This is a genomic window from Rhizobium sp. L51/94, assembly GCF_019355555.1.
GTDB classification, from domain to species: domain Bacteria; phylum Pseudomonadota; class Alphaproteobacteria; order Rhizobiales; family Rhizobiaceae; genus Rhizobium; species Rhizobium rhododendri.
Genome location: NZ_CP072142.1, coordinates 767,905 through 793,956, shown reverse-complemented (window position 1 = coordinate 793,956; position 26,052 = coordinate 767,905). Strand labels below are relative to the sequence as shown.

At 57.5% G+C, this 26,052-nt stretch carries 23 protein-coding genes; 13 read left to right on the top strand and 10 right to left on the bottom strand.

What is annotated here, in order from left to right; translation table 11 throughout:
- Window positions 1-7: 7 nt before the first annotated feature.
- Together J5274_RS21640 and J5274_RS21635 are read right to left on the bottom strand one after the other, a co-directional pair.
- Window positions 8-1,027, bottom strand: a complete 1,020-nt coding sequence (locus J5274_RS21640; protein ID WP_374113764.1) for a sensor histidine kinase — start codon at window positions 1,025-1,027, stop codon at window positions 8-10.
- A 302-nt stretch (window positions 1,028-1,329) separates the two neighbouring features.
- Entirely contained in the window at window positions 1,330-1,731 is a 402-nt protein-coding gene (locus tag J5274_RS21635) for a YciI family protein (protein ID WP_257625679.1), read from the bottom strand.
- Between the two features lie 2 nt (window positions 1,732-1,733).
- Between J5274_RS21635 and J5274_RS21630 the strand changes: the two genes are divergently transcribed.
- From J5274_RS21630 to J5274_RS21605, 6 genes are all read left to right on the top strand, one after another.
- Entirely contained in the window at window positions 1,734-2,192 is a 459-nt protein-coding gene (locus J5274_RS21630) for a metalloregulator ArsR/SmtB family transcription factor (RefSeq protein WP_257625678.1), read from the top strand.
- Window positions 2,193-2,220: 28 nt separating this feature from the next.
- Window positions 2,221-2,682 carry an SRPBCC domain-containing protein gene (locus J5274_RS21625; protein WP_209183078.1) on the top strand — a complete coding sequence of 154 codons (462 nt, stop codon included), beginning with the start codon at window positions 2,221-2,223 and terminating at the stop codon, window positions 2,680-2,682.
- 169 nt (window positions 2,683-2,851) lie between these two features.
- Window positions 2,852-3,616: a VOC family protein gene (locus tag J5274_RS21620; RefSeq protein ID WP_209183079.1), complete on the top strand. Its 765-nt coding sequence runs from the start codon at window positions 2,852-2,854 to the stop codon at window positions 3,614-3,616.
- Between the two features lie 11 nt (window positions 3,617-3,627).
- A complete protein-coding gene (locus tag J5274_RS21615; protein ID WP_209183080.1) occupies window positions 3,628-4,122 on the top strand; it encodes a VOC family protein in 495 nt (164 codons plus the stop codon).
- Entirely contained in the window at window positions 4,115-4,771 is a 657-nt protein-coding gene (locus J5274_RS21610) for a dihydrofolate reductase family protein (protein WP_219274997.1), read from the top strand. The genes J5274_RS21615 and J5274_RS21610 overlap by 8 nt, the downstream gene beginning before the upstream one ends.
- Complete coding sequence (locus J5274_RS21605; RefSeq protein ID WP_209183082.1) at window positions 4,765-5,424, top strand: glutathione S-transferase family protein; 660 nt, start codon at window positions 4,765-4,767, stop codon at window positions 5,422-5,424. The genes J5274_RS21610 and J5274_RS21605 overlap by 7 nt, the downstream gene beginning before the upstream one ends.
- 512 nt (window positions 5,425-5,936) lie before the next feature.
- On the opposite strand, the gene J5274_RS21600 is transcribed toward J5274_RS21605, so the two are convergent.
- Entirely contained in the window at window positions 5,937-8,006 is a 2,070-nt protein-coding gene (locus J5274_RS21600; protein WP_219274996.1) for a DUF4139 domain-containing protein, read from the bottom strand.
- 1,173 nt (window positions 8,007-9,179) lie between these two features.
- Here J5274_RS21600 and J5274_RS21595 point away from each other — a divergent pair.
- The 4 genes from J5274_RS21595 to J5274_RS21580 all read left to right on the top strand — a co-directional run bounded on the left by J5274_RS21595 (window position 9,180) and on the right by J5274_RS21580 (window position 12,847).
- Window positions 9,180-10,346 (top strand): Toxic anion resistance protein (TelA), encoded by a 1,167-nt coding sequence (locus J5274_RS21595; protein ID WP_219274994.1) that lies wholly within the window; start codon window positions 9,180-9,182, stop codon window positions 10,344-10,346.
- A gap of 16 nt (window positions 10,347-10,362) precedes the next feature.
- Window positions 10,363-11,058, top strand: coding sequence for a TerD family protein (locus J5274_RS21590; RefSeq protein WP_219274993.1), 696 nt, complete (start codon window positions 10,363-10,365; stop codon window positions 11,056-11,058).
- Between the two features lie 104 nt (window positions 11,059-11,162).
- On the top strand, window positions 11,163-12,068 hold the full coding sequence (locus J5274_RS21585) for a hypothetical protein (protein WP_219274992.1): 906 nt from the start codon (window positions 11,163-11,165) through the stop codon (window positions 12,066-12,068).
- Between the two features lie 2 nt (window positions 12,069-12,070).
- Window positions 12,071-12,847: a VWA domain-containing protein gene (locus tag J5274_RS21580; RefSeq protein ID WP_209183086.1), complete on the top strand. Its 777-nt coding sequence runs from the start codon at window positions 12,071-12,073 to the stop codon at window positions 12,845-12,847.
- Between the two features lie 191 nt (window positions 12,848-13,038).
- Here the strand turns inward: J5274_RS21580 and J5274_RS21575 are convergent, their stop codons facing one another.
- Entirely contained in the window at window positions 13,039-15,636 is a 2,598-nt protein-coding gene (locus J5274_RS21575; RefSeq protein WP_219274990.1) for a heavy metal translocating P-type ATPase, read from the bottom strand.
- 291 nt (window positions 15,637-15,927) lie between these two features.
- Here J5274_RS21575 and J5274_RS21570 point away from each other — a divergent pair, with 291 nt between their 5' ends.
- From J5274_RS21570 to J5274_RS21560, 3 genes are all read left to right on the top strand, one after another.
- A complete protein-coding gene (locus J5274_RS21570; protein WP_219275672.1) occupies window positions 15,928-16,551 on the top strand; it encodes a DUF433 domain-containing protein in 624 nt (207 codons plus the stop codon).
- Window positions 16,552-16,665: 114 nt separating this feature from the next.
- Complete coding sequence (locus J5274_RS21565; protein WP_142831734.1) at window positions 16,666-16,926, top strand: hypothetical protein; 261 nt, start codon at window positions 16,666-16,668, stop codon at window positions 16,924-16,926.
- A gap of 1,042 nt (window positions 16,927-17,968) precedes the next feature.
- The gene (locus J5274_RS21560) at window positions 17,969-20,398 is read left to right on the top strand and encodes a bifunctional diguanylate cyclase/phosphodiesterase (protein ID WP_142831735.1); all 2,430 of its coding nucleotides are present in this window, start codon (window positions 17,969-17,971) and stop codon (window positions 20,396-20,398) included.
- A gap of 225 nt (window positions 20,399-20,623) precedes the next feature.
- Here J5274_RS21560 and J5274_RS21555 read toward each other — a convergent pair whose 3' ends face one another.
- The 6 genes from J5274_RS21555 to J5274_RS21530 form a co-directional block, all read right to left on the bottom strand.
- Complete coding sequence (locus J5274_RS21555; protein ID WP_219274988.1) at window positions 20,624-21,376, bottom strand: hypothetical protein; 753 nt, start codon at window positions 21,374-21,376, stop codon at window positions 20,624-20,626.
- A gap of 447 nt (window positions 21,377-21,823) precedes the next feature.
- Window positions 21,824-22,174: a hypothetical protein gene (locus J5274_RS21550; RefSeq protein ID WP_142831737.1), complete on the bottom strand. Its 351-nt coding sequence runs from the start codon at window positions 22,172-22,174 to the stop codon at window positions 21,824-21,826.
- Between the two features lie 744 nt (window positions 22,175-22,918).
- Window positions 22,919-23,689, bottom strand: coding sequence for an MBL fold metallo-hydrolase (locus tag J5274_RS21545; protein WP_219274986.1), 771 nt, complete (start codon window positions 23,687-23,689; stop codon window positions 22,919-22,921).
- A gap of 69 nt (window positions 23,690-23,758) precedes the next feature.
- Window positions 23,759-24,562 (bottom strand): alpha/beta fold hydrolase, encoded by an 804-nt coding sequence (locus J5274_RS21540; protein WP_209183089.1) that lies wholly within the window; start codon window positions 24,560-24,562, stop codon window positions 23,759-23,761.
- 49 nt (window positions 24,563-24,611) lie between these two features.
- Entirely contained in the window at window positions 24,612-25,286 is a 675-nt protein-coding gene (locus J5274_RS21535; protein WP_219274985.1) for an alpha/beta fold hydrolase, read from the bottom strand.
- 53 nt (window positions 25,287-25,339) lie between these two features.
- The gene (locus tag J5274_RS21530) at window positions 25,340-26,023 is read right to left on the bottom strand and encodes an HD domain-containing protein (protein ID WP_219274984.1); all 684 of its coding nucleotides are present in this window, start codon (window positions 26,021-26,023) and stop codon (window positions 25,340-25,342) included.
- Window positions 26,024-26,052: the final 29 nt, after the last annotated feature.

The following is a 26,052-nucleotide window of genomic DNA, read 5'->3' as shown; positions in this document are numbered from 1 at the left end:
AGGCTGATTACATCACTTGACAGGCGACGCTCGCCCTTGACCCAGGATGATTATCGGTGACTGTGAATTTAGCCTGGAGCTGTTTAGCCATCGCCTCGACGATGCCCGTGCCAAGGCCAGGTTTGGATACAACGGGATCAAGTGACATCCCGACGCCGTCGTCGTCCACCGACAGCACCCATCCCGCTTGATTGGCGCGATAGGCCACTATGATCTTGCCCCTCCGATGGTTTGGAAAGGCATGCTTCAAAGCGTTGATAACCAATTCCGTAACGATCAGACCTAGACTCACAGAAACGGTTGCCTTGGCGACACTGCCGTCAACGTCGACGTCTATCGTGATCTCCTCAGGATCGAGGATCATGGAGGCGCCAAGGCTGTCGCAAAGATGGGTAAAGTAGGTTCGTAGATGGACGTCGCCTGTGTTGGTCGACGCGAGCTGTCGCTGAACCGCAGCAATCGACATCACCCGGCCATGAGCGAGCTTCAAATGCGAGCGGCTTTCGTCGGAATTCACCCGCCGGGTACTCTGCAAGAGAATGCTAGCGATGATCTGCAGACTGTTGGCAACGCGGTGTTGGACTTCCTGCGGTAGCACAGCCTTCTCCGCAATCAGCTCGTCCTTTTGCTTTTCGGCAAGCCGGGCATCGGTGACGTCAAGGATTGAGAGCAATAGGCGTTCGTTTTCGAGGTCTCCGTACGCCAGCTTCTGGGCATTTAGAACCAGGCATCTCGGCAGCTTTCCGTCTCGATGGAGAGTAATTTCGTACGCTTGAACGGCTGCACTGCCCGACGCCGTTGCTTCCAGCAGCAATGACAGCGTTCGGAAGTTCCATTCGCCGTGACCAATTTCGGCGAAAGGCTTGTTTAAAATTGTGTCGGCGTCGATTTCAAACTCACCGCAGAACGAGTCGCTAGCAGCGACGACCGAAAGCTTGAGGTCCAACAGTAACATCGGCGCGTTAGATGACGCGACAATAGCAAGACCGAGGCTCATCGCGCCCTGCGGCGGAGGAGTTGCAGCAATTGTCATTAGAAATTGTCCTTGAAAACCCGGAGGCTCGCACAGCGAAAGCCTTTCCCGGCGTGGACGTCGGTAACTGAGCAACAGAGCTTCAGTCCCGTATCGAAGCCTACCACGTATTCGAGAGCAGCCTAATGAAATCGTGTAGCGCTCCAACGGTTCGTCTCAAAGACGCTCAACAGATGGGCATACTAGGTTCCTATAGCTGCCAAAGACGCTGAACCTGGACGGCTCTGCGTCGGATACGCGTCCGGCATGACGTTGGAATAACGTCCGGTCTCATTGAACAAATCAGTACGACGCGATCACTCGTCTTGCAGCGGCCACACTTCAACGACGCCGTGGGCCACGGCACAAGGCGCTTTGGATACCATCTCGATAGCCTCTTCAAGATCTTTTGCCTCAATGACGGCAAAACCCGCAACTGGAAGGGAAGAAGCCATATAGGCTCCATCTTCTGTTTCGACTCTTATGGCATCGGTGTTGCGAACTCGAACGGGCTGGCCGGCGATGCCGATCAACGCGCCCATGCGGCGCAGGGAGGCATCATGTTCACGCGCCATGTCTCGGGCAGCGCGCGGGGTTCGATCGTTACCGGCCTGGTCGCCATAACCGATTGTGACAAACTTAGGCATATTTTTCTCCTCAGGTAATTGCGCCGTTTCGGTAAGCACGCCTGAAGATGCAGAATTTCCACGAGCTGTCATGCGTGAACGTCGGCCTTATTGATATGCACGCGACTGTCGCGGACCCTTATCCCGATATTGACAAGCGATCCTCCATCAATCTATACCACTCGGTAAATATAGCAAATGGTTTACATATGACCGATCCTCTAAGTATGAAATTTGCAGCACTTGCTGACCCGACACGCCGCGCAATGCTGGCCCGCCTTGCACTCGGCGAGTTGACCCTTGCTGACCTCGCAAGACCTTTGCAGATGACGGTTCCAGCCGTTGCGAAGCATTTGGCCGTCCTGGAACGCGCGGGCTTCGTCACGCGCAGTCAGCCAATCAAGTCGATCGCACGACCGGCAAAGCTTCAAGCATCTGAATTTGCTGAAGTGACCGATTGGATCGAGAAGTGCCGTGTTCATTGGGAAGGGAGTTTTGATCGCCTGGCAGCCTATCTTGAAACGCCAGAGGCCCAGGCTTCAAAAGATGCGTGAGCCTAACGAGAGTATCGGAGACAGAGCTGTGCTGCGTCCCTTGACGATAATTCGGGACTTTGCTGCCCCGCGCGAACAAGTATGGAGAGCATGGACACAGCCGGATGCGCCGATCCGATGGCACGGCCCGCACTTTTATCGTGCCGCCGAATTCGATGCGGATGTCCGGGTAGGAGGAGCATGGCGGGCCTGTCTCAAATCAGACAATCCTGAAGACATCCTCCTTTGGCAATCAGGTAGATATCTCGTCGTAATGCCGCCTGAGCGTTTGGAATTCACCTTTGCCTGGGAGACTCCGAACCACGAAGATGGTCCTGACGTGCAGACCCACATCGTTGTCCGCCTCGAGGAATTGCCGAATGGAGGAACGCGAATGCACTTTAGCCAGACCGGTTTTAAAACAGTACAGAGCGCAAAAAGTCATTCAATGGGTTGGAACAGCACTTTCGATAGATTGGCAGAGTTTCTTATTCACCAGTCGGCCAGCTAGATCGTTGCTGAGCCATCTGATCAGACCATTTTGATCAGATGGCAGTCTTCGATGGTAGACCTCAGAATGTCGTCAAGCGGAAGACCATGCTGCTCGACGACTAGCGCCTCGTTTAGGCGGCTTTCGTGCGACCGTTGATCAATCATCATCCAGCAGAAGGACCGACGAAATGACCAATCCAGCAGGCACTCCGATCTGGTACGAACTTATGACCACCGACGCCGACGGCGCGCAAACATTCTATGCCGATGTCGTCGGCTGGAGCATCGCTACTTCAGGAATGGAAGGCACCCGCGACTACCGCATTCTGACTGCGCCAGACGGACAAGACGTGGGCGGCCTACTGACGCTACCGGAGGGTACCCCGATGAAACCCGGCTGGTTTTGCTACATCGGGGTTCAGGACGTCGATGGTATAGCTGAGAAAGCCAAGTCGCTCGGCGGCAAGGTTCTAATGGGCCCGCAAGATATTCCCGGCGTCGGCCGTTATGCGATGGTCGCCGATCCGCAAGGGATGGTGTCCTACATTATGCGCGGCGACAGTCAGCAGGCGTCCCGGGCGTTTCACGCTAGCACGCCTGGGCATTGTGGCTGGAACGAGCTTGTTACCAGTGACCACAGGGCCGCGCTCGCCTTCTATGGCGAATTGTTCGACTGGGAGAATAGCGAAACGATGCCGATGAGTGAAATGGGCGAGTACTGCTTCATCGATCATGCCGGCCATAGGATTGGTGCTGCGATGACCGCCGGCGCCGGCTGGCCGACACGCTGGAGCTATTATTTTAACGTTCCCTCGATCGAAGCAGCCCAAGGGCGGATCGAGCGGGGCGGTGGTACAGTGACGATGGGACCCCATGAGGTGCCGGGCGGCATGCACATCATCATGGGCAATGATCCGCAAGGCGCTGCTTTTGCGCTGGTCGGCGGCAAGTAGGAAGAGAGACAATGGCGAAGATCACCACCTGTTTATGGTTCGACCACGGCAAGGCCCGCGAGGCGGCCGAATTTTATGCGAGCGTGTTCCCCAACAGCCATGTCGGCTCGGGGCAAGACTCCCCTGCGGACAATCCCTCGACTAAGCGTGGCGAGGAGATCACCGTCGAGTTCACTGTCCTCGGCCAGTCATTCGTTGGACTGAACGGGGGCGCGCGCTTCAGCCCCAACGAGGCGGTCAGCTTCCAAGTCTTCACTGACACTCAGGAAGAAACCGATCGCTACTGGAACGCGATCGTTGGAAATGGCGGTACAGAGAGCATGTGCAGTTGGTGCAAGGATCGATGGGGCTTTTCGTGGCAAATCGTACCCCGCGCGCTGATGGACGGGATGGTCGACCCTGACCCCGCTGCTGCCAAACGCGTGATGGAAGCGATGATGAAGATGCGCAAGATTGACATCGCCAAGATCGAAGCGGCGCGGGCTGGGGAGACGCGCGATGCGTAAGATTATTGGCGGCATGTTCGTCTCGCTCGATGGGGTCATACAAGCACCGGGTGGCCCGACGGAAGACCCCACAGGCGGGTTCGCGAATGGCGGCTGGATGTTTCCCATCGCAGACGAGAAGGTTGGTACCGTGATCGGCGAGTTTTTTTCGCAGCCATACGATCTGCTGTTGGGGCGGCGGACCTATGACATCTTCGCCGCTTATTGGCCTTACGCCGACGGCGAAGCGATGGGCAAGGCCTTCACCGCCGCGAACAAATATGTACTGACAAAAGGTGGCCAACCGTTACCATGGGCAAACAGCCATCGGATGGGCTGCATCGATGACGTTGCGAGGCTCAAGCAGGGCGATGGCCCTGATCTGTTGATCCAGGGATCGAGCACGGTCTATCCCGCGCTGCTCGCAGCGGGCCTGCTCGACCGACTGGTGTTGTACACCTTTCCGATCGTGCTTGGCAGCGGCAAGCGGTTGTTCGGCAACGGCACGTCGCCAGGCACGCTCCGGCTGGTCGATCATCAGGTATCGCCTGGCGGCACCGTCATCGCCACTTACGAACCAGCGGGTCCGGTCGAAACGGGGTCTTTCGGCGCGATTGAGAGCGCGCTTGAGGAGGAGCGACAGGCGAAAATAAAGGACGGCACATGGTAATCCATCTCTTCGGTCATCCATTTTCGTCCTATACTTGGAAGGCGCAGATAGCATTCTACGAGAACGACACGCCGTTCGAATTCAGGATGATCGGTCCTGATCATCCTAAGAATAGTTCCGAGCTTTCCCGTCTCTCGGCGGCTGGCAAGTTCCCACTGCTTGTCGACGGCGATGACGCGGTGTTTGAGGCAACGGCAATTGTTGAATATCTCGAGTCGGTCCGCCCTGGTCCTGTGAAACTGATACCCGACGATCCCGCGGCGGCAGTCAAGGTGCGGATGATGGACCGCGTATTCGACAATTACGTGATGAACGTTATGACAGTGATCGTTGGCAACGCGCTGCGCCCCGAGGAACACCGCGACCCATACGGTGTCAAGCGGGCCCGCGCCGATCTGGACAGGATCTATACCTGGCTCGACGGCGAACTGGCGGGCCGAGAGTGGGCGTGCGGCGGAGATTTCACCCTTGCCGACTGCGCCGCCGCCCCCGCGCTGTTCTATGCCGACTGGACGAACCCGATCGCGGATAAGCACGTTACGCTCAAAGCCTATCGTACTCGCTTGCTCGCCCGCCTTTCGGTCGCGCGTTGCGTTGAAGATGCGCGACCCTACCGTAGTTATTTCCCCCTGGGCGCCCCCGACAGGGATTGAGAGAAGAATCTTATGACGAAAAAGCTTAAGTCTAAGCAAGACCAGCGTTGTGTGGCATCTGCGGCGGCTTGCGGCACGTGGTAGTGCTGCGGCGGCGCCTGTAGATAGAGTTGGTTCACGGACCCAGCCGCGGCCTGACAGTTGTGGCTCTGACCAACATTGCATCCGACGGCATTTTGGGAACAGGCGGTTTTCAGCAGTCCTCGGTCGGGCGATCTATCCAACTATTGGAAACCCGTCGTGAATGAGAGAGGGGCTTGCGGTATACTCCTCAAGCGATTGAATGCAGAGCTCTTGGTTCTTGAAGAGATACCAACGGCCGACACAAACAATAGCGAAAAATGTGAGTAAACTCAAATTCTTAGAGTAACAGGCATTCGTGAAACACGTTGTAGAGCCGATCCCGGTTAGATCTCCGCCTAGAGCTGATTTAGCCATCGAGCTGCTAGCAATTCAAAATATAGATTCTTCTTCGCGCTTGATGGGATCCGAACGGTGCACCCCAGACATTTTCAAAATGATCTGATAATGGCCGCAACCTTCGCGTCTGCGGTTTGGGCGACTTTTCGCTGTTCAGCCCGAGCTAGCTCGATCTTCTCCAGCTTGTCCTCCGTTCCGTTCAGCAGCTTCTCGAACCTTGTCTTGGTGTCGCCGCTGCCAACCGATTGCAGATTGGACCTGGCCCGCTGCTGATCCGCCTCAACCAGCGCGAACTGCTGGTTCAGTTCCTCAAGCGTCTTCCTTGCCGCATCCTGCGCAGCCTTCGCCTTCACGAGGTCATCGAGTTTTGCCCGCATCGCAGGGTCGATGGCTGCGTCCTGCCACTGGGTCAATTCATCCGATCCAGCATCCGCCAAAGCAAAGCCTTCCTGATTGACGATTGACAGCGTGGACGTCACCACTTTGGTTTCTCCTGCCTTCACAACTGTCTTGATGCGGTCCTTTGTGGGTGTGTCATCAGTCATGCCGTCCGCTTTGAAGGTCCAGCCCGGCCGCTTGATTTGCTCGATCAGCACAACTCTTGATGCGTCACTGGCACCCACGATCCGGTAGACCGTATCCTCGCGGGTCATCGACGAGGTGTTGATGATGCCATCGGCCACCTTGATCTGGGTGATCGTCGTTTCGGACCGGGGTTGTGAAGTGATGGAGACCTTCTGGTCGAGTGCGAAGCTGACGGCCTGCTTCTGCCCTGTCGGCAGTCCCATGGTCTTAGCGTCACCGACATATCCTTGTTTGCCGTCATAAACGGTCACGATGCCCGGAGGCAGGCTGATGCCGCTGTCGTTGTCGATCACGGCGGCGGCGGTCGGGTGCTCACCCCCCGCTTCAGCACGGTAAAGTGACACCATCTCCGCCTTCACGCCTTGGTCCAGGATCGGAACGGACAGCGTGTCGCCATTCCTGACGTCGTAAGTGCCCGCGAGCGCGAAGGTCGAGGTGACAGAGCCCTCCCCCGTCAGGACGGGATCAGCCGGTTCTGCCATCGAGGCGTCGCTGCTCTTTTCCATCATTGGCGCCGGAGGCGGTGCCGCTATGGCCATCGCTGGAATACTTTTCCTGGCCAGTGGTTTGGCCGCCATGGCCTGATTGACGGCCACAGAGGTGGTGTCAACGGATACCTCCGTGCGCTGCTTCCAAAACAGGCTATGCAGCCGCTGCCTCAGCGTGACCGGCTTGCCGGATGACAGGGTGATTCCGACGCCATTCCAGTCTTCGCCCGAGGCATTCTCGAAGATGGCCCACGCCTGCAGCCGGACTGTACCATCCTGGCCGGGAACCAACCTGTAGGATGTCTTCCAGATCGGAGCGGGAACCACATAGGAAATATCGACATTGCGGCTCGCCGGTCCGTCCAGCTGGATACTGATAGTCCGAGCATTATCGGCGCTTGCTTTCGAGATGACGGCCATCGCGCTTTTGAGCTTTTCCTGAATGGCCGGATCGATGATCGTGATCTGGGTTCCCGGAATCGGGACCATCGAGATCGCGCCGTCGTCGCGCAGGAATGACAGCTGCCAACTCAGTTGCGTCTGGGCATTGCCTGGGATTTCAGTAACGCCGAGCACAACACCTTGCTGCTCACCGGCCTGGATGCGACCGCCGTGGATCGAATTTAACAGTGCCGGCAGGGACGTCAGGTCGGATGGCTTGAACGGCAGCGTTTTAAAGGTCTCATCGACCGGAGTAGGGCCAGCCAGAGACAAGCTCTTTACGTGGCCTTTGTTGTCGCGAACGATGATGCTCTTGAGGATGTCGTCAACCTGGTCCAGCGGGACGTCGATGTTGATCCAGGCATTCTGACCGACTGTGGCAGAACGAACGATCTCTGCCAAGCCGCCAGAAGATAGGGTGACGGACTTGACCGGGTCGCTGGTCCCGGCAAATGCGGTTGAGGCTGCGAGGGACAGGAAAAACGCTGACAAAGTCGCGATCGAAACAGACATGATTCTCCCCACAAATTCACCGCAAGCGCCCTTTAGCAATCCACGGGCGCACTTACGATCTAGATCAACCTCTAAGTTCAGGATAATTGTAGCAAATTTGGGGTGGATAGCCGAACTCATCGGCAGATGGTTCATATATCGAAGCACCTCATGCAATCTAAACCATCGGCCACTCAATGTAGTAACTTCCTGTGCGGCTGAACGAGCTAGGATCGCAAGGCCCGGCTCACCAATGTCCGTGCTCGCATCGCTGACCTGCCTGCTTCTCGCCTCCTTGGGCCGTTGCCATCAGGAATGGAAGCGTCGTCGTCAGGCAGAAGACCCGCCTCATCCGCGGCATCCTGCATCCACATCCTTTCATCATAGCTCAGATCAACGTCGCCCACACAGCTGGATCTCCGGAAGGTTCACCGTATAGTGTCCTATCTCAAGGCTCACTCGATTGACGAGGATCCACAAGGCCAACTGAGGAGATGCCAACGGTGACTTCGGGATGCAAAGAAAGCTTATGCGTTTGATCACCCTATAGCTTATATCTTGCGGTGCCGCCCCAAGTTCAAGACTGTTCCGCTGGCGGTTCGCTCACTCATCCTTCCGCAAGAGGAGGCCCCTTCGATGAAGAGTTGCGATAACTGCGAACGAGAAATCTCTGATTACCTTGCAGTCTGCCCGTATTGTCACAGGTTTCAGATGTCCGCTGATCAGAGGATTAGCCAAAACAGGAGGGTGCTGCTCGTGGCCATATTGACCATCATGCTGTTTAGCGGTTGGGCGCTTTTTCGGTATTATTCACGCGGTGTCATACCACATCTATAATGAAGTCGGTTTGGAGTATGGCGCATAGCCGCGACGTCGTCCCCGTCAATGCAAATTTGGCAGCGGCCGGAAGGTCGTCGCGCTCAAACGAAGGAACGGCTTTGACGCTATGGCGTCGCCGCGGAGATTTGCCTTGAAAAATTGTGATCCGTGAACTCTACTGTTCAAAAAAGAAGGTCTTTAAAGGGTCTGAACGGCCGCCCCCTTCGGATTCGTTTTAGTTGCGAGAAATAACAAAAAGTGTGTGGCAGCGAATTTTCAGTTATCAAGACGCCGGTGACCATTGTGAACGAATATACGATGATCGGCCGTCTGCGCGCCTCGAACCACGAGATTGCCTTACGAGTAGTGGCAGCCTCGCTGCGCTGATAATTCTCCTCCCACACGCGTCCGCAGTCTGCTTGTCGTCCGTTGCATGATGGCTAGCCCGGTTAAGATCATTGCCTCGCAAGCCCTCCTCCGTTACATTCTGCGACCAGCCCAGAGGAGCATATGGCCATTCCCGACGACCTTCCAGCAGCGACAGGCACGCAGAACCAGCTCGCATTCCCGGCAGGCGGGCCGCTTGCCACCGTCAAGGTGACGCTGCCCCCGGAACGGGTGGCCGAGGCCGAAGTCATCGCGCACCGGATTGCCTTGGATGCGATGGAGGCCAGCACCCTTGTGACGTTCGGCCACGAGGCGGTCTTTGGGTTCGGCGCCAAACTCGACGCGATCCTCGATCAGATCACAAAGGCGCAGTCTCCCGTACTCTTCGAACTGTTCCGGACGATCCGCGACGGGGTCAAGGGGGCCGATCTCGAGACCCTTGAGGCAGACATCCGTGAAAAGCTCAAGAGCGGCTTCATCGAGAGGCTCCTCAACGCCATAGGCCTTGGGGATCCCGCAGAGAGGTTGAAGCGGGTGTCGGACGAGGTCCGCGGGATGCTTCAGAGTAAGGCGAAGTCCCTCTCCGACCTGGTAAAGCCCATGGAGGCGAAGGTTGAAGAGGAGAGCGCTAAGCTCGTTGGCGAAGTCTCCCGCATGAGCCAGCTCGCGGATGCCTACAGGGAATCGATCATAGCGCTGGGCGTTTTCGTGACGGCGGGACGTAGGATTGTCGAGACGGCCGAGGCCAACTTGGACCGGCTGACCCGCGAAGCTGCAACAGGCGACACTCTTCTCGTCCAGACGGCGAGAGATCATGCCCAGAAGCTCGACATCTTCCGCAACCGCCTCCTCGTTCTCGAGACTGCCTACGCCAAGGCGCCCGCCGACCTAGACTCGATCGGGATTGCCCGTGGGGCGGCACTGGCAACACTGGCGGAGACAGTCTCTGCGGCGAATGCGGAATTCAACGACATCAAGTCCGTCCTCATCCGGCTCCATGTTCTTTTCCAGATGCAATCGATCCAGCAGATGAACGACATGCGCCGCCAACTCAGGTCTTCGCTTCAGAAATACGGTATGAACGTCCTCGAGGACGTTTCGGTGAACGCCGCCCGCGCGTCCGGCGAGAACCGTCTGGAGGATGCAGAGCTGGTGCTGGGCACGGCGCAACGTCTTCGCGCGATCGCCGACAAGGTCGTCGCTGAGGGAGACAAGAACAAACAAAGATTTGCCGAGGCGCGCGCAAAGCTCGAGCAGGCACGCGTGCTCGTCACCGACAGACCGATCTGAAGAAAGCGGAGCAGGCATGGCCACGTTCAACCTCTCGAAGGGGCAGTCTTTTCAAATAGAAAAAGCAATGGAGCTGGTTCACTCCGGTCTCGTCTGGGATCCGCCGGAGGGCTCCGCCCCTGCCTTCGACCTCGACGTCCATTGCTTCGCCCTCGTGCATCCGGGCGGTGATCCTTCGCGCGCGCGTCTCTACAACGACGGCTCGCATGCGCTTTGCTACGCTTTCGTGCGCGGCCCGTCGAATATCGAAGGTTCGCTGAAGAAGAACCCCGACGGCTCCTTCCAGACTGAAGACGGCTCGATGTGGCACGAGCGCGACGACCGGACAGGCCGCGGCGGGGGCCCCGCGAAGCATGACGATGATGACGGCGACGAAAAGGACGGCCATCACGGCGAAGGCTTCCGCGAGGAGTTCAAGATCGTCCTCGGCGATCTCCCGGCCGAGGTCGCCGAACTGGCCGTCTGGTCGACGATCCACGACGCGGAGCGCAAGCGACAGGACTTCGGCAAGGTAAAGAACGCCTATATTGAGGTATGCGACGCGATGGACGACGAACTTTGCCGCTATCAGCTCACGTCGGAGTTCGCGGGGATGACGACCATACAGGTAGCCTCCTTCCTGAAGCAGAGGGACGGGTCGTGGAAGTTCCATGCGGTCGGAGCGGGCTCGAACGCCGGGCTGGGCGAAGTCATCAACGCCTATCTGGCCTGAAGGTGGCTCGCGTGCCCCCGGCCGACGATGATACTCGCTCAGGCCCGAGGGTGCCCTTCGGTCGGGACTCGGTGCAACCCGCGCCGAGGTCTGCTTCGGGTCCGATGGTACCGTTCGGCGCGGCACGCGTTCCCCGCACCCTCGACGACGGTCCGCGGATCGTCGGCGGCGGCATCGTCAGGCTCAGGATATCATGCTCCATCGATGAACTTCGTACCCTCGATCCGGCGGTATCCGACCCGGTTCTGCGGCAGGCCAAGAGAGTCGTCGATGCGGTTAACTTCGACGATCACGAATTTGACGACGTCGTGCGTTTCGGTGCGCCTCTGCAAGAGGAGCATGGGAGGCTTGCCGAGGACCAGCTTGCATTGGCAGGCGACGCACGCCTCGAGGAGGCGAAGCGTCTCTCCTCCGACCTCCTCGCACAACTTTCCCAACTCAATCCGGCATCCCTGTTCGATCGGGATCGAGGCCTGATCGGTGGCATGAAGGCGGCGCTCTCCCGGTCCGCCGAACTCGAAAGCTTTCAGCAACGTTCGGCAGCAGTTTTGCAGACCGCCCGTCAGATCAAGGAACGTAGTCAAGAGTTCGCCGAATTCGAACGTCGGGCGAACCTTCTGATGAAAAGATGGATCACGCTCGGCGTCGGACTGGACGCTCACCTCCTTGCTGGCAGGTTTCTGACGAGACACATCGCAGAACATCCCCTACCCGACCCCGGAGCTGCGGCGCATCGCCTGTCACAGACAGGCGCGCTGGAAACGAGGCTCGCGTCGCTTGCATCGACCGCGTCATCGGTAGCCCTTGGCGAACGCGTCCTGCAAGCGATCATTTCCACGATTGGCGGCGCACGGACGTTTGCGGAGGACATGATCGACAGCGACCTGCCCGTCTGGCAGACCGCATGCGCTGCCGCGCTGATTGCCAGATCGGAGGGCCGGTCCTTTGACGCGTCGCCCATTCGAAGCCTTTACGAGAAACTTGTGAAAACGCTGACACGGAGGAATTGAACATGACGACATTCAGACTCGAAAAGCCTGAAGAAGAGATTCGGAGGGTTGGCTTCGTGCTTGAAAAGCAGGGAATACACGATCGCATTCCCGCGCAGGTTGGACTGAACATCGATGTGTCAGGGTCGATGAAGGGTCTTTACGATGCAGGTGTGGTCCAGTCGGCGCTCGAGCGTGTCCTCCCGGTAGCGCTTTACTTCGACGAAGACGGCCGCATCGACACATGGGTGTTTTCTAACGATGAAAAGACGGCGTCGCTTACGCCGGTAACGGCTTCGACCTACGACGGGTACGTCGAAAGGGAGATAACCGGAAATATCGCCTTGCAGCGCATCCTGTGGGGCGGCACCGATTACGAACCCGTCATCCGTTCCAACCTCATGGCCTACGGTCTGCTCGAGGAGCGAAACGCCGGAGGGCTGCTGGGAATGATCTTCGGGCAAAAGCGGGACAGCTTCGGCGAGGAAACGCGGTCAGGCATTCCGGCGATCAACTACTTCCTAACGGACGGCGTGAATTCGGACCACGACAAGGCCTGGCGGCTGCTTTCGGAGGCAGAGCATGCTGAATCGCAGATCTACTACGTGATGGTCGGCATCGGGGACGAGGACTTCGTGTTTCTGCGGGAAGCCGCGACGGAATTTCCAAACGTTGGCTTCGTCAGCGCCAGAGACCTTGGGGAATTCGTCGGCGGAGACGACGCCTATGAGAAGCTATTGCCCGCCGAGCTGTGCTCATGGCTCAAGCATGAGCATGAGGGCGAGGACGACCACCACTGATCTCAAAACCGTCGCGGCCCGTCAGATGGCTGACGGGCCGGAGAAGTGCTCCGAACCCAGCACGGCGGAGGGTCTCGTGATCGATGAGTGCGGATGTCAGTCCGTCCACACAGCAATCACGCCGAAAAGGCAGAACTAGATCAACGCGGTGACCAGGACGATGATGCCGCCGGACCCGGCCCTTCTGTGCATCACACTCCCCGGATCGGACGCAGCAGGCGCAGAGCGTTCAGGGTTACGAGAACGGTCGCTCCCGTGTCGGCAAGGATCGCTGGCCACAGGCCTGTAATGCCGAGAATTGTGGTCACAAGGAAGACCACCTTCAATCCGAGGGCAATGGTGATGTTCTGGAAGATATTGCGCATGGTCCGCTTGGAAAGGTCGATCATAAGGGCAACGTCGCCCACCCTGCCATGCAGCACGGCAGCATCGGCGGTCTCAAGTGCGACGTCCGTTCCGCCGCCCATCGCGATCCCAACGTCGGCTGCCGCCAGCGCAGGCGCATCGTTGATGCCATCGCCGATCTTTCCGACGACGTAGCCTTCCTTCTTCAGTTCGCCGACGATCCTCTGCTTGTCCTCGGGCATCAGCTCAGCGCGGACCTCTATGCCGAGCTGTGCGCCGATGGCCGTGGCCGTCCGCTTGTTATCGCCCGTCAGCATGACCGTCTTGATGCCAGCGTCGGTCAAAGCCTTGAGGCCCGTCACGGCGTCGGCACGCGGTTCGTCGCGCATGGCGATGGCACCTGCGAGAACGTCGCCTATCACAAGTACGGAGACGGTCTTTCCCTCATCGTTAAGCAACGTGATCGCCTTCGAATGCGCCACCGGCATCGTGACCCGCTCGGCTGCGGCCTTCGGCGAGCCGAAGAAGACCTCGACCCCGTTTATCACGGCGGTCACGCCCTTGCCGCCGAGCGCCTTCGCATCGGTCGCGACTGGAACGTCGATGCCGTCCTCCTGCACTTTGTCGAGAATGGCGACAGCGAGCGGATGGCTCGACCCGATCTCGAGCGCGGCGGCGTAGCGCAGGACCTCATCGACCTTTCGGACGAAAGGCACCACGTCGGTTACCTTGGGTTTGCCTTCTGTGAGTGTACCCGTCTTGTCAAAGGCGATCGCAGTAAGTTTGCCGAGTCCTTCGAGGACGGCTCCGCCCTTGAGAAGAAGGCCGCGTCGCGCGCCGGAAGACAGCGATGCGGCAATCGCGGCCGGTGTCGAGATAACCAGCGCACAAGGGCACCCGATGAGGAGGACCGCAAGGCCCTTGTAGACCCACTCGCTCCAGACACCGCCCCCGACGAGCGGAGGAACGACGGCCACCAATGCGGCCACGAGGACGACACCCGGCGTGTAGTAGCGTGAAAAACGGTCGATGAAGCGTTCGGTCGGAGCCTTTGATTCCTGGGCCTCCTCCACCAGCCGCACGACGCGGGCGATGGTGTTGTCGGCGGCAGCGGCCGTGACCCTCACGCGGAGTGCCGCGTCGCCGTTGACGGTGCCTGCGAAGACGGTGTCATTGACGACCTTGCGGACCGGCACGCTCTCCCCTGTGACAGGGGCTTCGTCTATCGAGCTCTCTCCTGCAACGATGATTCCGTCGGCAGAGATACGGTCGCCGGGGCGAACCAAGATGATGGAACCTACCGCAAGGGTCTCGGCCGGAACTTCGCGGGTCTTACCGCCCTCCTCCAGCAGCGCCGTTTTAGGCACGAGCGCCGTGAGGGATTTGATGCTGTCGCGCGCCTTGCCTGCGGCAACTCCCTCTAGCAGTTCACCAATCAAGAACAGAAATACGACCGCCGCAGCCTCCTCGGTGGCGTTGATGATCACTGCGCCGATAGCGGCTATCGTCATGAGCATCTCAATCGAGAATGGGGTTCCCGCACGTGCCGCCATGAAGGCCCGGCGGGCGATCGGAACGAGGCCGACCAGCATGGCGACGATGAAGGCGTAGGTCGCGATGGCCGGGAACAGATGACCGATGCCGTAGGCGGGTACAAGCGCTGCGCCCGCCATGAGGGTCAGACGGCCTTTCTCGCTGTTCCACCATGGGCCTTCGGTCGGACTATGGTCGTGGCCATGAAGGCCTTCGATCTCCGCACCAGACGAAGCGGATCCGTGATCATGGCCCGAATGGGGGCCGCTCTGGCCCGCTGACGGCGCCGCCTTGAGGATGGGGACAATCGAATAGCCGAGACCTGAGACCTGCTTCTCGACGGCTTTCATGTCCGCCGACTGGCGATGCTTTACCGTCATCGTCCCCGAGGTGACCGAGACGGACACGTCCTCGATATCGTCTATGCGCCTGACAGCCGTGTCGATCTTTGCCGCGCAGGATGCACAGTCCATGCCGCCAATCCGAAAGCGGGCTTGCAGGGTTCCGGGCGCCGTGTCCTGTGGCGGTGCGTTCTGGTCAGGTCCATAGCCATCGTCGGCATGATTATGACCAGAATGATCGTGATGATGGTCATGGTCCGAGTGGTCGTGGGAGTCGGCATGTTGATGGTCGTGCGCGCAGTCCGAACCATGGGCATAGACGGGTTCCGCAGCGACTGGTTTGGACTTCGTCGGAATAGGTGTCGCTTTGTAGCCGAGACCGAACAGTTTCTTTGGAATCGCGTCGAGATCGCTGGTGTCGTCGTGTTTGACCGTCATCGTTCCGGCAGTGACCGAGACGGACACGTCGGTGACGCCGGGGATGCGCCTCACGGCCGTATCGATCTTGGTGGCGCAAGACGCACAGTCCATGCCCCCTACCCGAAATTTCGTCTGCAGCAAATCGCTCATCTCGGAATCCTCACTATCACCGTGAGAGTTCTACGACCTCTAGCGACTAGAGGTGCAAGGGAAAATCTGGCCAATCGATGCGAAAGACTGATACCCCTTATCCCGAGGGGCATTTCGAATTGAACCCATCAGCATCGCTCACTTCCAACTCCGCATCACTATCGCCAAAAGGTGCCAATCCATCGCCTCCTGGCCTTGGATGAGTGATTGAAAAGAGATTGCAGAAAACTCGAATATGAGGGCTTTACCACCAGCATTCGTCGCATCATATCCTTCTCCAAAAGGAGAATGATTATGGCTGTTTCACGCGCCTATACGCCGACTGAAGCTGCAGCTCTGAGCGAGATCGCAGTGAAGTCGGTGCACAACGCGATCGACAAGCAAATCATTGCGCAGTTTATCGGGGGCGAAGGGCGTACGCTCAATGATGACGATCTGTTGCGGCTGAAGCTTTGGTATGGGGTAGGGTCAATCCTATCTGCCAAGCGCCGCAAACGACTGTTCGACACCATCGAACAGAACCCCGACGCGGATACGGTACGGGCGGACGACTATCTCATCGTGGATGTTGCGCGCGCCCGTAAACAGTTAGCAGCACGGGCTGAATCACTGAGGCAGGCAGAGCAGGTGATACAAATCGTCAAGGGAGTCATGGGTGGAGAGCCAGTTTACAAAGGGACCCGCATTCCAGTGAGAATGATCGCCGCGATGAAAGCTCAGGGGGCTAGTACATCGGAAATTCTTGAAGGCTATCCGTCTCTCAGCCCAGGAATGGTTGAGTCTGCTGAAATCTGGGCTGCCGCCCATCCGGCAAGGGGACGGCCGCGAAAGCTGTCTGAACTCGGATTGAAGGCGACATCCACAAAGCGTTTGCGTGTTGGGACGACTTCCAATTCGTCCGGCTCGGCATCGTGAAATTTATGATCGACGAATGCCTTCACACGTCGCTCGTTGCCGTGGCCCAAAGTGCCGGCCACGACTGCTCCCCTGTCAACTGGCTGGGTTTGAGCGGCGAAACGGACTGGGATAATGCCGCGGATCGTGGCCGAGGATTTCACATTCGTAACGAACAACACTCGCGACTTTCGCAAGCTCTATGCAAAAGAAGAGTTTCATGCGGGCTTGGTGATCATTGTTCCGCAGGTCCTACCGGCCCTACAACAGGAATTGTTCGCGCTCATTCTGGAAGAATTCGTCGTGGGGCAGGACTTCGTCAACGAAGTCATCGAAGTGACTATTGAGGGCGAAGACAGCGCGGTGCTCACCTGCTATTCGCTTCCGAAAGTCTGAGCGCAACCTCCGCCACAGTCCGCCAATCCTGAAGAGATCGATAGGCATCCCGACCAAGGGGTAAGGGTCCTCGCGACGCAACTGTCTCTCTGATCTGGCTGCCTTATATCAAAAAACCTTACCGAAATGCGTAACGCACGATTATGGGTTTCATACCAGTCCCACTCGAAGTTTACAGTTTCGCCTTTGAATACAAGTTTGCCCGACCATGCTGCTAGAAAAGAATATTTCTCTCCGGCGATCACCATGACGTGTTGGTGCCAGGCGCGCTTGTTGCCGCCGCGACTCGGTGAACGCGATTTATCTTTTAGATAAACGCCGTAGCTCTCAATTTCGGCTTTCTCAAGACCCTGACACCTAGTATCCGGAACCCGAGGGACGCTTATATCGACTATTCCTACTATAGCAACCTATACGACAAACCTCCGTTCAGGAATTGCCGTCGAGCCTCACATTGCGACAGGGTTTGTCGTGCAAAAAATGACCCTGTTGCATGGCGAACTTTGCCCCGCGACCGACCTGAGCGGAAATCATGGGTAGCAAGCGATTTTTACGCTCTCTGCCCCTTCGGCCGCACGACGAAGGCGCTTTGCCGCAGAAAGCTTTCTGTGAAGGTCCTAAAACGCACTTGGAACAGCGGGGTTACTGACGCTCATTGTTTATACAGAAAACTATAGGGCTGATGGGAGGACGCACGACGGTGAGCCAACAGACACCATTAGACACCAACAACCAGTCGATGCCGCAACGGATCCTCGGCTATGCTCGCGTTGCGAGGACGAGCAATGTGAGGACACACAATTAGCTCGGGACAAGTACGTGTGGCACCGTGAGGAAAACGTGCGAACCAGCAGTGCCAGTTCCGTACAGCGGCATGGGACGCCTGCGCAGTAAAGCTTCACGCCACAGGTTCTATTAACGATGTACAAAGTAACATCGCGCAGTGGGGGTTTCCCTTTGCGTGAGTGCTGAATATTTCATATCTCTTGGATAAATTTTGCAGATGGTAAACGGGCAATACTACTGTCGTTAGGTGATCCAGGTGAAAGCCACGAGATTGAAAACACTCTTCGCGCAAGAAACCCTTCCGCCGTCTATTAAAAAGTCTTTCGTCGACACACTTTTCATGCAGACAGAGACGCTGGTCACGGGCTGGGTTTCGCAATGCGCGGTCTGTCTGCTCGGCTACTTCAACCTTGGCCGCAGCGAATTCCTATATCTGATCGCTGTCCTAACTCTCATTCTCGCCGTGCGGATGTGGGACTCGTCCAACTTCAATAGGCAGATGGCCCGCAAACGCGGGTATGAGGTCACGGACGCCCAGATCCGTATCTGGAGAGCCCGCTATATCATCGGTTCCTGCTCCACGGCCCTTTGCCTGGCTTTTATCTCCTGTTTTACCGTCTGGATCGATCCCGGTTCCCTTGCCACGCTCGCTGCAATTGGTCTGGCGCTCGGGACATTGAACTCGGTGGTCGGCAAGAACTTCGGCGACAAGTTTAACATCGACGCTCTCGTCTTCATCACCTGCGCGCCCATGATGTTAACTTTGGCACTCAAGGGTGTCTTGGCGAATGATAAAATCATGGTCGTCACGGCCCTTCTGCTCCTTCCCGTCATGCTGATTGCACGCCAGATGGCGCGCCAGGTCCGTGGAATCCTGTACAGCAGTTTGACCAACCTTCATCACGCCAATGCTTTTCGGAAGCTGTTCGAAGCGGCTCTGAACTATATGCCTGGCGGCCTCATCATGATCGACGACAACGACAAGGTCTCCATCATGAACTTCAAGGCCGCAAGAATGTTTGGCATCCCGGACCAGGCGGCGGTTGTGGCCAACAGGACGCGCCTTTTGCGACTGGTCACCCTTGGCATGGTCAGCAATCAACTGACCCGTGGCGAAGCGTCCGAGTTAAGGGCGGCAATTGGCGACCTCATGGGTGGCGACTCGGCCTCAAAGACGGTCAACATCGGTGACAAGCATATCCAGTTGACCGTCAACAAACTACCAACGAGAACCCCGAAAGAGGATGAGGCCATTGGCGGTGCCGTCCTTATTTGCGAGGACGTAACACTGAGGGTCGAGGCCTATGAGAGAGCCAGGCTCAATGCGAACTTCGACCACCTGTCCGGGCTGCCAAACCGCCGTTACCTGATCGAACAGATCAACGAAGCCGTGCAAGGGATGGGCGATGAAGAATTGATCGCCATCGGGCAACTCGATATCAACAAGTTCAAGCTCATCAATGACAATTTTGGCCACGCGACGGGCGACGCCGCCATTCGCAGTGTTGGCCAGGCGATCAACGCGCTCGAGACCGAGCGCATGCTGCGCGGGCGCTGGGGCGGCGACGAATTCATGATCGCGATTTTGGGCCTCAAGGATGAGCGCCATATCAAGGAGGAGCTAGACAAAATCTTCACGCGACTTTGCCGCCGTTATGAAATTGCGGACGATGGCGACAATGATGACGGTGTCGTCATGCAGCGCGTGAGCAAGCTTGATATCAAATGTTCGGGCGGCGTGGTCATCTGTAGAAAGGACTCGTTCGTCCTCGAAGATGCTATGAAAAAGGCCGATGTCGCGCTTCTGACAGCCAAGAAAGAGCCTGATATCGGCTGGTTGCAATTCGATGAGGCGATGGCTGCAGAGTATCACAAGGAACAGAAGCTGAAGGATGACTTCAGGATCGCCCTGCGCGAGGGTTACATCACGCCAGTCTACCAGCCAATGTACACGCCCGACGGCGCCAGGCTGGTCTGCTGTGAGGCGTTGGCGCGCTGGCACCACCCGGAACTCGGTAGCATCGTGCCGGCGCGATTTATTCCCATCGCCGAGCAATACGGGTTTATTCACGAGCTGACAGTGTCCATGATGAACCGTGCCTGCAGGGATTGCGCCGGGTGGCACGACCCGACCATATGCGTGTCGGTCAACCTGAGCGCCGTTGACCTTGCCAACCACAGGATACTCGACGTCATAAAAATTGCGCTTACCAGTGCTAAACTTGACCCGCATCGACTGCAAATAGAGGTGACAGAAAGCGTTTTCGTAAAGGACCGCGGCCAAGCCGCAGGCGTCCTGCGCAATCTGCAAGATATGGGGATCAGGATCGCCATTGATGATTTCGGAACTGGGTATTCCAACCTGGCGCTCATCAACGACATGCCACTTGATAAACTGAAAATAGATCGGTCGTTTGTCGAGAACATTGTCACGGATCAGCGTGCCAGAACGTTTTTCACCTCGATGGTCACCTTTACCAAATCCCTTGGGTTCGGGATCGTGGTTGAAGGGGTGGAGACGCTCGAGCAGCTTAATATTATACAGATGTCCAATGTCGATCTCATTCAGGGCTATTTGTTTGGGCGGCCGATGGTGAACGACGACATCAATGCGCGCATAGATGAACTCCTGGCGATTGACAAAGGGCAGACGGGAAAGAAAGTTGTTCGGATCAAAAAGCCTTGATGCCGCCATCGGTGGTCGTATTTGCTCAGATGCACGCACTCGCCTGCCATGATTGAGCGAAGAGAGGTCCGGCCAAAGGCGGCATAAAAAGCCTTATATTGCGTCCGATTGACCTTTTGTCAGACACGATATCGGGGCATCCACGATGACGCGATTTGCCTGTTAGAACAAAAAAACCGACCTGTGCGGTTAACGGGTGTCGCAGGCAATGTTGGAACGAAAGATCTAACGCGCGATCAAAATTGCGGCTTCAGCCGACGGAATGACCGAAACGGATTCCACACCCTCCGGCGGCGTGCTGAAAAGGCGTTTGCGTTCTGAGCTCAGGGATCTGAAGAAAGGAAGTCGACTCAGGATGGAATCGCTGTTTTCGAGTTTTCCATTGGCGTAGAGATCCACTTCATGGGCGAACCAGTCGACCTTCTGGCTGCCTCTCCATTTTTTCATGCCGTAGTAACGCTTATAAAAGCCTGCATGCTCCGGACGAATAACGGACAGCGTGAAGTCTGCGTCGAAAAAGATGCATGCCATCGCCGTCAGCCGTATCGTCATGAAGGGCAGAAATGGAAGGATACCGGACAGGTATGAATCGGCGCAAAAGCGACTGGAATCGATAAATTTGAAACCTCTGTCAAAATGGGACTCCAGAGCGCCGGGAAAATGCGAATTCGTTGGACAAGTTCGCTCTGTGGGTGTCGCGAAATGAATGCGAAGCGAGCTCGCGAGACGATCCTCGAAATAGAGGCCGAAAATCTGGGCATTCGGCGAACTGTCATAGGCGTCCGCGCTCTGATGGGACGCATCGGACTCGATCAGTTCTTCGCGCCGATAGGCGTTGTATCGCAGGCGGAAAATCTCTTCGAGATCGTTACCGGCGACGACGCGTCGGTATTCAATCCGATTGAGTGCGGCAAGTCCTTGAGCCGCAAAGCTTGTCGTGGCAGCCAGAGGGTGTAAAGATTTATTGCGCACCGTCATCGTCTTTTCCTTTGCCCCCAAAAGATCCTAACGATTTATTAAAATCATAACAATCCTCGTCGCGATCGATCGCCTCCACCGTTCACAATATGGTTAATTTGCAAAGGGCCGCGAGCCCCTCGCCACGCAACTTTAGGTTGGCCGCCGGCGTCGATGGCTTGCATTTCTGCTGGTTTCGCAGTGAACGGGCGGCAACAGCAAAACGAGGGCTGCGAGCCGTGCGGGCTTCCACCAGTTTCACACTCTGGTTGTCGCGCGACGGAATAGACGTGCGCCCTATGTACCGGGAACGTTGATGTGGCCGAGTTGGATACCATTCAACACGTGTCCAGACCCGCCAACATTGGCAAAGCGAGATGGCAGTCGCGGTCTTCACACCGCCGATCTTTTGACATGCTTTTTCGACGGAACGGAAATTCCGGCAAACTGTGGGAAAGGTACGGCGACCTATTGAAACTGCTTGTATTCGATCCTGAAACGATCCGGGACTGTTACGGGAGAGCTCTGTCTTATGATATCGAACACCGCGCCATAACCGCTGTCGCAGACGATCCTCTCGAGCTCCGCATTGGCAAGCATGGCCATGGTCGCCAAATCGCTTTCCGTAACCAAGGCCTCGTCGCTCAGCTCCAGGAATACCACGCAGTCTCCAAAGCTCTCACACCTGAACGTCGCCACCGCCTCTCGCGAATCCTCGGACAGCTGATAGTCGACGCGATCGACATGGGCAGCGTCCGCATAGGAGATCAGTCGCAATTCAATGTCGACGTTCCTGCCGGCTTTAAAACAGGCGCTCATAACTGTCCTTGTGTATCAAAGATGGTGTCGACAAGATACAGGCGTATCCTGCTAAAAACGACGATGCAAGCTCGAGTATTTTTCTAGCAGCTAATACTAAGCGGACCAATAAGAGCGCCGGCCCTTATTCGCCCTATAGTTAACCAAATATTACTCGATGATACAACTGTTCACAAATCGAACGGCCGTTGCCAATTAGTCTTGACGTCATTCGCAGTCACGAACCCGATCTCCGATGCCGCTGAAGACTGATAACGTCGAAATTGTTTCGCGCCGGGTTGCAAATGTCGTCAACCCTCGTCCCGCGCTCTCCGTCTCATAGCGCCAGGCAGGGTGCCAACGCGTCGGCAAAGCTCTCTTGTTTAACATGGAAGAGCATCGTCCATTTAAGATCTGCCGAGGCCGACAGACGAAACACACACCTAAGACGTGCAGGCATGGCAAATTGTGACTGACGATCACGCTGATTGAGACGTTGAGGCAGCATCAGATCGCTGCCCTGACTTTGCGGGTTGTCGCAACCGCTGTCCGCAAGAGCGTCCGCATCAGGGATTTTCCCCTATCGATCGCCGTCACCCTTTTAGGTTGTCTATCCTCCGGTGTGAGTCAGAGCCCAGAAATGACCCTATCAACGTGAGGAATAACAAGCGTTTATCATGCGTATCGGCATCGGGACCCCTAGCCGATTTACAGCCTGACTGCGCTGCGCTGCGCTAGACACGCTACCTTGAAGCAACCTCATCACTATAGCCCTTCTAGGCGGGTATGATTGCAGTTGCCATGCTGGCCGCATTGAGATGCAGTATGCGACAGTCGTTTTGTATGGCGCAAAACTTCCTCTGGTCCAAGCGGGCCGCCATGGCCCATATAAAAGCGCCTCTTCCCGCCCTCTACCATACGGTTTAATTCTCGGGCCACTGCGTGTGGATCGTCTTCGAAAGGCGGACGTATCGCACGGCCCGTGAACGCCACGCCTCCTATGAGAATTCCAGATGCGAGCAGGTCTCCGACCAGGACGTCCTGCGACCCCAGCTTCACAGAGATCGAACCTGCGGTGTGACCTGCCGTGTGGCGTACCAGTCCGTCGACGCCAAAGTTCAGGAGATTTACCGTCTCGCCGTTGGTCATCAGCATGTCGGGCTCGAAGCCTTCATAGGGCTGATGAGGGGCAGGCGTCCTAAAAAACAGCTTTCCCACCAGACCGGTCGGACAGTAGGTCATGGGACGCCGGCGGGTGTAGAAATCGACATCGTCCGCGTGCGCGAGGATTGGCGCACCTGACAGCGCCCGAAGGCGGGCGGCGCTCCCGGCGTGATCCGTATGGGCATGGGTGACAACTATCAGCTTGATGTCACGAAACGACAATCCGTGCCGGCCGAGAACCTGGCCGATCTTGCCCTCCGATCCGGGTATTCCGGCGTCGACGAGGATGCACCCGGCCTCGCAGCGAATGACGTGCGCATTGACCATCTTCAGGGGCAGAATGGGAATGCGGATAATCTCTGTTTCGAACATGGTGGTATCCTCGTGGTCGCTTGCCTAGCCCCAACAGTCGACGCGGCTGGGTCGAAAATATCTGCATGATCAAAACAGCGAACGGATTGGGACCTTGGCCATGGCAGTAGCAAAGGTTCGGATCAATCCGGCCAGCTCCCGCGGCGCTTCCAGCGGAGAAAGGTGACCTACCCCCGGAAGAATGTGCAATGTCGCTTGCGGGATGCGCGGTAGCAGTTCCCTCTGCAGGACGGACGGAGGGTCAACCTGATCGAGTTCACCGGAAATTACCAGCGTCGGGACCGTCACATCGACAACAGCCTTCGTGATGTCCTCCTGGCTGGCGGCGAGCGGCCACGCCGCCTTGGCGGCCGGAGCGCCGCGCATGCTGTCGGCGATCACGCGGACGAGATCGTCAGGATCAAGCGGGCTGCCTGCAAGGACTTGCTCGACCGTTGCGATGACGCTCTCGCGGCTTGTATACGCACCGACCATCCCCTCTCTCACTTCCAGCGGCAGGCCGAGTGGCGACGGCGGCGATGGGGCGACCAGTATCAATCCGACCAGCCCTGTTGGCTGGCGGGCGGCAAGAAGCTGCGCAACCTTGCCGCCCATGGAATGTCCCACCACGATGTATCGATCGAGGCCCAGCACATCGATCACACCAGAGGCATCGTTCGCAAGGTCTTTCAGGGCGTATCCGTCATCGGGCGCATCCGACTCGCCCCAGCCGCGCTGGTCTATCGCGACCGTGCGATAGCCGGGTGGCAGAGCGTCGATGACGTGCCGCCACGTCCGCGACGAACCGCCCCAGTAGTGCAGAAAGACGAGAGCCGGTGCACCTACACCGCGGTCCTCGACATGGAGTCGTATGCCGTTCGAATGGATGTCCATTGCAATAGTCCTTCTATCTGAGGTCGAGCGCCGTCGCGGAAGCCTTCGGTTAAGCGGCAGCCTTGAGGGTGAAGTTGGCCACGACGTCCGGATGCGAAAGCATCGGCACATGGCTGGCATCGACATGGGCAACAGTGGCGTTCATACGGGCCGCCATTCGCTCCTGTTCCACGGGCAGGATGGCCATGTCCTGGTCACCGATCAGGTAGTAGGTCGGCCGGGTGCGCCATGCGGCCTGGGTCAGCGTCCCGCCAAGCGCTGCACCGTTGACCGGTCCCTGGGTGGCATATAGAAGCGCCTGCTCTGCGGCATCGAGGTCCTGTGCGAAGAGCGTCGAAATGCCCACTTGCGTCAGTTTCAGGAAGCCTTCCGCGTCCGGACGGATTTCACCGTTCAGCGGCGCTGCTTCGAACTGTGCGAAGAGCGAACCGGCGGATTCCCCGCCGTCGGGCGCGAATGCGTCGACGTAGACAAGGCTCGCCACCTTCGGATCGTTCCCGGCTTCGCCAATGACTGCGCCGGCATAACTATGGCCGACCAGTATGACCTCGCCGTCGGCCAGTGCAATCGCACGGCGGACTGCTGCGACGTCTTGTTCGAAGCTTGTCAGCGGAAGCTGCACGGCCGTAACCGTGCGATTAGTAGCTGCCAGCAGCGGGATGACCTTGTTCCAGCAAGAACCGTCTGCCCATGCGCCGTGAACCAGAATGACGTTGGAAACCATTGTATTTCTCCGTGATGATTTGGGTATGGATTTGAGGTTGAGGATGGGTGCGATCAGGCATTCCAGCCTGAGCACCGGATGACGGAGCAGAAATTGCCGCGGCGAAAGTGCGGCTCCTTGTCGGCAATGACGTCCGCCTTGACGTTGCCGAAAGTCGTATCGGGTTTATGTTTGATGCCGTCGTAGAAGGCCTGAATGATATCTTCCTTGAAGGCGGGTGTGCGCGGAAACGCGGCGACTACGGCTTCGCGGATGTCGTCGGCATACTGGTCGTAGGTCAGACCGAGGACGTCCATCTCGACACCCGCCGTAGTCAGCGCAATGACGGGGTGCATGAACTCGGGCACGCCCGGTGTCGTGTGCAGGGCGATGCCAGTCCAGACCTTCTCGATATCGGAAGGATCGACGTTGTGGGCCGTCAGAAAATCGCGGGCAGCGTTTGCGCCGTCAACTTCGAACCGTAGGTGAGGGCTACTGTGCGATGGCATCAGACCCACGTCGTGGAACATCGTCGCGGCATAGAGTAGTTCGCGATTGACTGTGAGACCGCGCTTTTGGCCGGCGATCGCGCCGAAGAAGTAGACGCGGCTTGAATGGTTGAACAACAGTTCGGTCTCGGTGTCCCTGACGAACTCGGTGACGGCGCGGCAAAGCGCGCTGTCGGGAATCGAGACCCCGTCGATCTCCGGCTTCGAGAAAAGTGCTTCTGATATCGTCGACGTTTTGCCTTGTGCCATGTCTTCTCTCCGTACCTGCAGACACGCCT